This is a genomic window from Inquilinus limosus MP06 (genome assembly GCF_000767795.1).
Lineage (GTDB): Bacteria > Pseudomonadota > Alphaproteobacteria > DSM-16000 > Inquilinaceae > Inquilinus > Inquilinus limosus_E.
The window spans coordinates 1-2,250 of sequence record NZ_JANX01000782.1; the positions used below are offsets into that span (position 1 = coordinate 1).

Below are 2,250 nucleotides of genomic sequence, written 5' to 3' on the forward strand. Positions count from 1 at the left end.
GTCGTCAGCTCTTCCATCTGCAGCCACGGCCGCAGCCAGGCCACGGCGTTGTAGGCGCCCGGTGAGCCCGGGATCTCCTTGACCGAGATCTTGGCCTCCGCCAGCGGATACTGGGCCTTCATCTCCTGCCCGGCATCCTTGTTGCTGTTCACGTAGTTCATGATCCAGCGGTTCAGCCAGGCCTCGCAATCCGACGCCTCGAGGAAGGAGCCGACCTTGTCCCGCGCCATCACCTTCAGGTAATGGGCGAAGCGCGACGTCGCCATCATGTAGGGCAGGCGGGCCGAGATGGCGGCGTTGGCCGTCGCCTCAGGCCGGTCGTACTTCTTCGGCTTCTGCGTGGTCTGCGCCCCGAAGAACACGGCATAGTCGGTGTTCTTGTAGTGGCACAGCGGCAGGAAGCCCAGGCGCGACAGCTCGGCCTCGCGGCGGTCGGTGATGCCGATCTCGGTCGGGCATTTATGGTCCGGGTCGCCGTCGTCGCTGACGAAGGTGTGGAACGGCAGGTTCTCGACCTTGCCGCCGCCCTCGGCGCCGCGGATGGCGGTGCACCAGCCATATTGGGCGAAGGCGTCGGTCAGCCGCGCGCCCATCACATAGGCGGCGTTCATCCAGCAATAATGGTCATGAGCCATGGCCCGTGCCGAGCCGCTGGCGTCGGCCGGCGCCTCCTCGTAGCCGAACTCCTCGATCCGGCGGGTGCTGGCGCCATAAGGCAGGCGGGCCAGGGCGCGCGGCATCGTCAGGGTGACGAAGCGGCTGTCCTCGCTGTCCCGGAAGCTGCGCCACTTGGCGTATTCCTGGGACTCGAAGATCTTCTCCAGGTCGCGCGGGCGCGACAGCTCGGTGTAGTCGTTGAAGCCGAACAGCTGCGGCCCCGCGGCCGAGATGAAGGGGGCGAAGGCCGCCGCCGAAACCTGGCTCATATGCTGCAGCAGCTCGACATCCTCGGGGTGGTTCGTGAACTCGTAATCCCCGATCAGCGCACCGTAGGGCTCGCCGCCCGGCGTGCCGAACTCGCTCTCGTAGATCTTCTTGAAGATCTGGCTCTGGTCGAACTCGACCGCCTTGCTGACGTCCCGGTACAGGTCGCGCTTGGAGACGTTGATGACGCGGATCTTGAGTTGCGCGCTGGTCTCGCTGCTCTGCACCAGGTGATGCAGGCCGCGCCAGGATCCCTCCAGCTTGCGGAACTTGTCGGTGTGCATGATCGCGGCCAGCTGGCGCGACATCTGCTCGTCGATTGCGGCGATCGCCCGGTTCAGCGTGACCGTCAGGTTCCGGTCATAGGTGACCGTGCCTTTCAGCGCCTCTTCCGTCAGCGTGCGAAGCAGCTCCTGCGCCCGCTCGGGCTCGGTCTGCTTGGTGGCGCCGATCGCCTGGTCCAGCACGCTGAACTCGGCCGTCTCGGTGGCCTGGGCGGCGCCCTGGGCCTGCGGGGTGGGTTCCACGGCCATCGCCTTACTCCTTCGTCTCGTCGCCGCCCGCGGCCGGCTTGTCGGCCTTGTCCAGCGCATTGGACAGCTGCGACAGCTGCTCCTTGTTCTGCAGCACCTTCTCCAGCAGGGCCTCCAGGTCCTCGGACCGGTCGACCTTTGACATCAGGTCGCGCAGCCGGTTGCGCGTCTCCATCAGCTTGCGCAGCGGCTCGACCTGGGCGACCACGGCCGCCGGCTCGAAATCGTCCAGCGATTTGAACGCCAGGTTCACCGCGAACTCGCTGCCGTCGCCCTTCAGCGTGTTCTCCACCCGCATGTTCAGGCCCGGGGCGATGCGCGCCATGACGTCGTCGAAATTGTCCCGGTCGATCTGCACGAACTTCCGGTCGCGCAGCGGCGCCAGGGGCTGGGTCGGGTCCCCCGAGAAATCCCCCATCACGCCGACGACGAAGGGCAGTTCCTTCTCGACGACCGCGCCCTCGGTCTCCACCTGGTAGGTGATGTGGACGCGAGGCTTGCGGACGCGCTGAAGCTTGTCATGAATGCTGGACATCATCGTCTCGCCTGGCTCAGGGGGTTGGGGGAAAGGCGCTGATCCACGGTCACTCTCCGCTGCGCGGCTTGACGCCGGCGGTGATCAGGAAGTCGCCGCGCGCGGTCTCGTCGCGCAGCAGCTCCTCCAGAAGCTCCGGCAGCGACAGCCGCGCGCGCCGCACGGCCTCCGTCAGGGTATAGGAGATCACGGCCTGCGGCTCGGCCTGACGGAACCAGGCCGCGGCCAGTTCAATGAGACGGAACGCATCCTCGCGGG

Annotated in this window: 2 protein-coding genes and 1 pseudogene; all 3 read right to left on the reverse strand. The window is 66.7% G+C overall.

The annotated features are described in order from the left end of the window. Positions 1 to 1,457: type VI secretion system contractile sheath large subunit (gene tssC, locus P409_RS32290; RefSeq protein WP_034848248.1), on the reverse strand; the 1,457-nt coding region annotated here is incomplete at its 3' end. Between the two features lie 4 nt (positions 1,458 to 1,461). Continuing rightward, on the reverse strand, positions 1,462 to 1,992 hold the full coding sequence (tssB, locus tag P409_RS32295) for a type VI secretion system contractile sheath small subunit (RefSeq protein ID WP_034848252.1): 531 nt from the start codon (positions 1,990 to 1,992) through the stop codon (positions 1,462 to 1,464). A 49-nt stretch (positions 1,993 to 2,041) separates the two neighbouring features. After that, positions 2,042 to 2,250 (reverse strand): annotated as a pseudogene (locus tag P409_RS39570) (type VI secretion system protein TssA); the annotation flags it as partial.